The following is a 4,648-nucleotide window of genomic DNA, read 5'->3' on the forward strand; positions in this document are numbered from 1 at the left end:
CAAACTGATTCTATCAGGATCGTTGATGATGACTTTTAGCTTTTTCGTATTACTTTACGACACCTTTGCTGGAATACTGATTATCAGTATGATTCTGATGACTTTTGGCGAAATTTTCATCTTCCCTTTTTCCAATTCCTTTGCTTTATCCAGGGCTCCCAAAGGCCACGAAGGTAGATACATGGCGTTTTTCACCATGAGTTTTAGTTTGGCCCATATCGGAAGTTCAAAAACGGGTATGGATTTAATTGCTCATTTCGGGTACCAATTCAACTGGATTGTGATGGGAAGTTTGGGGCTGATTGCCACCATCGCTTGCGTATATTTACTTAAACTTTTGAAAATTGAAAAGCTCCGGTAACTGCAATGCTTCTGTTTTGTGTTTTTTAAAAAAAATCCCAAATTCCTTATTTTCATTAGTTTAACCCAACTTTGAGAATAAAAACTAAAAAAATAGTTACTTAACTATAAAAATAGTTTGATAACTAAAAATATAGTTGTAAGTTTGCTTATCAAAATTTACCACTATGCAAAAGTTAACCAACAAAGAAGAAGAAATCATGCACATTTTATGGACGCTTGAAAAGGCGTTTGTAAAAGAAATTGCCGCTGCCATAACTACCGAAAAACCGCATTACAATACCCTCTCCACCATTGTCCGGAATTTAGAAGAAAAAGGCTATGTATCGCACCACACTTTTGGAAACACACATCAATATTATCCTTTGATTTCCAAAGAGGCCTATCGAAAACCTTTTATGAATACAGCGATTGAAAATTATTTCAACAGTTCGTATAAAAATATGGTCTCTTTTTTTGCCAAAGAAGAAAAAATTTCGGCAGAAGAATTGCGTGAAATCATTGAAATGATTGAAAAAAATAAATAGCAATATTATGGAAACAATTATCTTATACTTCATCAAATCTGGAGCATTGATTGTGATGTTCTTATCTGCCTATTATCTTTTTCTTCGAAAAGAGACTTTTTTTAAAAGTAACCGATGGTTTTTACTATTTGGGTTAGTTATTTCAGTTTTATTGCCTGTGGTTACTTTTAAAAAAACAATTTGGGTTGAACCTACTCCAATTGTTGAAAATATTCAAGCATACAAACAAGATTCAAGTCCAGATTTAGCTGATAATTTAATAAATTCAACTAAAGAAGTAATTGTAACGATGGAATCAGAAAAGAGTTTTCAAATCGATTGGTTCTGGATTGGCTTAACTATTTATGCAATTGGAATTTTAACTTTATTAATAAAATTTGCTTTGGATTATTATGCTTTGAAAAAGGTTTTAAAAGGCAAAACAATCCATTCTCAAGAGGATTATAAATTTGTGAATGTAAAAGAAAACATCGCACCATTCTCTTACTTTAATTACATTGTTTACAATCCTGAATTGTATAACCAAGTTGAATTAGAAAATATTTTAGAACACGAGAAAGTACATTGTTCTCAAAATCATACCGTAGACGTATTAATCGCACGTTTATTTTGTATTGCTTTTTGGTGGAATCCCTTTGTTTGGTTATATAAAAAAGCTATTGTGCAAAACCTAGAGTTTATTGCAGATAGTGATGCTTTTAAAAATACATCCGACAAGAAGGCCTACCAATTTACGCTCTTAAAAATAACAACACATGACAGTTGTGTTGCCATCAGTAATCATTTTTTTCAATCATTAATCAAAAAAAGAATCGTTATGTTAAACAAAAATCAATCAAATCGGTGGAACTCATGGAAATATGCCATCATAGTTCCGGTATTAGTCATTTTTATGTGGCAATTTCAAACAAAAGTGGTAGCACAGGAGAAGAAAAGCAACGCTATATCACATTCAACCTCAACAACCATCCGAAAAGAAGTTACAGCAAATACATCTGACACAGAACTAAAGCAATTAGAAACATTGTTTAAAAATGAGCACAATGCAACACTAAAATTCTCTAAAATAAAACGAAATAAAGGGGGAGAAATGATTTCTCTTAAAGCGGTTATCGAATCAAAAGGAACCAATGAAAACAAGGGTACATATCAAGTTTCGGGAACTGATCCTATTAAAGCGTTTACCATAATCAAGTATAACGACTCAAAAGGAAAGGAACTTATCACTTTTGGAGAATCAAATAGAACAGTAGACACTCAAGTTGATATTAATTCTAACACTAATATTGCGGTTGAAGCCGTGGAAGTTGATGATATTGCTTATGCATCTTATTATACCAATAATGACATTATACCTCCAAGTCCGCCAACACCTCCAATGCCACCAGCTGTACCTAATTATCCTTTGCCTCCAGCTGTACCGACTTTTCCAACTCCACCAACACCTCCAACCACTCCACCAGCAGAAAACAACAAAAAAGCATGGAAAAAGTTTGAAGAGGACATGAAGAAGTTTGAGACCAAGATGAATTCTGCTGAAATGAAAAAGTGGGAAAAGGAAATGGAAGAATATGGTAAAAAAATGGATGCTATGAATCCTGATACAGAAGTATTTGACAAGGAGATGAAAGTGTTTGATGAAGAAATGAAAGCATTTGAAACTGAAATGAAACAGTTTGATAAAGAAATGCAGGAATTCAACAGGCAGATTCAAAAAGAGATTCGTATTGGAATGCTAGAAGCGAGAAAAGAAGCTCAAAAAGAACGTGAAGCTGCACGAAAAATCAGATTAGAGGAAAGAGATAAAGCTAAAAAAGAAAATAATTAAGAGTTAAAAAACCGGAGTCATTTCCGGTTTTTTTTATAATTTCAATTTTAGAAATCAGTTTTTATATGCAACTCAAAAGCTAAAAAAAACCTAAAGACTTTTTCTTTATCCCTGACAGGAGAGAATAACTTCTCGTTTTTTTATAAACGATAAAGTAGGGAACAAAGAAAGGAATAGTGGTGATTTAAGAAATGCTACTTTTTAATTTCTTTTTCATAGAGTGCTATCCATTGCTGCGTATTCATTTTTTGGCAAAGTGATGTAAGGAGTTCAAAGGGAATTTCGTTCCATTTTTTGAAACGGATGCAACTTTTGCCAATATCAGGTTTGTGGGTAGATTGTTTTGTGTATGCTTCTATAAACCAGTTATATAAATTAGGACTTGCATACAAACCCATGTGGTAAAAGTTGATTGAATTTTTTTGGGAAGCGATGGAAATAAACGGCAAAGGAAGTTTTGGATTACAATGATAACCTGCTGGATAAACCGACTTTGGCACCACATAACCTATCATCCCGTAACTGATTTCTTCAGAGAGTTGCGTGGTATTGTCTTGTATAATTTCACGTAACTTTTGAAACGCTTCTTGTCTTTCTGCCGGAATTGCCTCAAGGTATTCTTGAATTTCGGGAATTGTATTTTTCATAAAACTATACTCTTTGATGGTCTGGAAACCAATTTACAATGGCTTTTTTAATTTGATTGCCTGACATTTTTTCGGCAACCGCTCTTTGCACCAACTTTGGTAATTCTTCGTCGGGAGCGAAACGTAAAGCGAAAATTTGACCGTCGTTGAGCAGTTGTTCCATCGGTTCGAAGCGTGTATTGGTAATTACAAAATAACGGTAACGCAACTCCGAACGAACGATGCGGTCTTGTAAAACCAAGGCATAATGTTGGCGAAGCATAAAAGCCAAAACAATGATTAGAAAAACCACAATACTCATAAACATCCACAATTTTTGATTGGGAGCGTCATTTATGGCATAATAAACAGCACTTGCCAACAATGCCAAAGTAATCGGATAAAAAACAAAATGATGCGGTGGATAAAAGCGGATGTGGTTTTTATAGTTTTGAATAGCCATACGTTTTTTTGGATAAAGTTAGCGTTTTTTAATTTTTATAGCTGCAATTTAAGCAAGGATTTTAAAGATTGAATCGTATCAACTTGCGTTTAACCCAAAAAGGGAAGTCCAAACTCAAATAACCACAAAAGTATTTAACTCTAAAAAAACTGATTTATTTAATACATTTACAGAGGACAAAAAATGACTGTTTTATCTAAGTTAAAAAAATCATATGAAAACAAGATTGCTTTTTTTAGTTACTTTATTGCTAGCAATAACGACTTATGGCCAATTAAAAGCCATATCCTATTCGGATGGAAACCAAAAACTAAATGGTTTCGGAATTGATGCAAAGACGGCTACAACCAACAAATCGGGCGTTTTAATTTTACCCGCTTGGAAAGGAATCGACACGCATTCAAAAGAAGTTGCACAGCAATTATCGGATTTGAATTACATTGCTTTTATTGCAGATATTTATGGCGAAGGCAATTATCCCACAAATACTCAAGAGGCAGGAAAACAAGCGGGCTTTTACAAAAACAATTTTCTCGATTATCAAAGACGAATTGAATTGGCCTTGCAAGAATTGATCAAACTTGGTGCGAATCCCAATCAAATTGTGGTTATCGGCTACTGTTTTGGAGGCACTGGAGCTTTAGAAGTGGCACGATCTCGAATGAAAGTGCAAGGTGTGGTTTCGTTTCACGGAGGTTTGGAAAAAGAAGTTTCGCGATTTGTAAACCCAATAAATACGAAAGTTCTAGTACTTCACGGTGCCGATGATCCGTACGTTTCCAAACAATCCATCGTGGATTTCCAAAACGAAATGCGTAACGCAAAAGCCGATTGGCAGATGATT

5 protein-coding genes and 1 pseudogene are annotated in these 4,648 nt (G+C 34.2%); 4 read left to right on the forward strand and 2 right to left on the reverse strand.

Features of this window, described 5'->3' with window-relative positions; all coding sequences use genetic code 11:
• The 3 genes and pseudogenes from ACIQ2X_RS13905 to ACIQ2X_RS13915 form a co-directional block, all read left to right on the forward strand.
• A pseudogene (locus ACIQ2X_RS13905) lies at positions 1–361 on the forward strand (MFS transporter); the annotation flags it as partial.
• Between the two features lie 166 nt (positions 362–527).
• The gene (locus tag ACIQ2X_RS13910; RefSeq protein WP_396179541.1) at positions 528–887 is read left to right on the forward strand and encodes a BlaI/MecI/CopY family transcriptional regulator; all 360 of its coding nucleotides are present in this window, start codon (positions 528–530) and stop codon (positions 885–887) included.
• A gap of 7 nt (positions 888–894) precedes the next feature.
• Positions 895–2,715: a M56 family metallopeptidase gene (locus ACIQ2X_RS13915; RefSeq protein ID WP_396179542.1), complete on the forward strand. Its 1,821-nt coding sequence runs from the start codon at positions 895–897 to the stop codon at positions 2,713–2,715.
• A gap of 194 nt (positions 2,716–2,909) precedes the next feature.
• Here the strand turns inward: ACIQ2X_RS13915 and ACIQ2X_RS13920 are convergent, their stop codons facing one another.
• Together ACIQ2X_RS13920 and ACIQ2X_RS13925 are read right to left on the reverse strand one after the other, a co-directional pair.
• Positions 2,910–3,362, reverse strand: a complete 453-nt coding sequence (locus tag ACIQ2X_RS13920; protein WP_396179543.1) for a DUF1801 domain-containing protein — start codon at positions 3,360–3,362, stop codon at positions 2,910–2,912.
• A gap of 4 nt (positions 3,363–3,366) precedes the next feature.
• Complete coding sequence (locus ACIQ2X_RS13925) at positions 3,367–3,804, reverse strand: DUF6526 family protein (protein WP_396179545.1); 438 nt, start codon at positions 3,802–3,804, stop codon at positions 3,367–3,369.
• A 214-nt stretch (positions 3,805–4,018) separates the two neighbouring features.
• Between ACIQ2X_RS13925 and ACIQ2X_RS13930 the strand changes: the two genes are divergently transcribed.
• The coding region (locus ACIQ2X_RS13930) for a dienelactone hydrolase family protein (RefSeq protein WP_396179546.1) at positions 4,019–4,648 on the forward strand (630 nt) is incomplete at its 3' end.

It is taken from the genome of Flavobacterium sp., from assembly GCF_044368625.1.
GTDB lineage: Bacteria > Bacteroidota > Bacteroidia > Flavobacteriales > Flavobacteriaceae > Flavobacterium.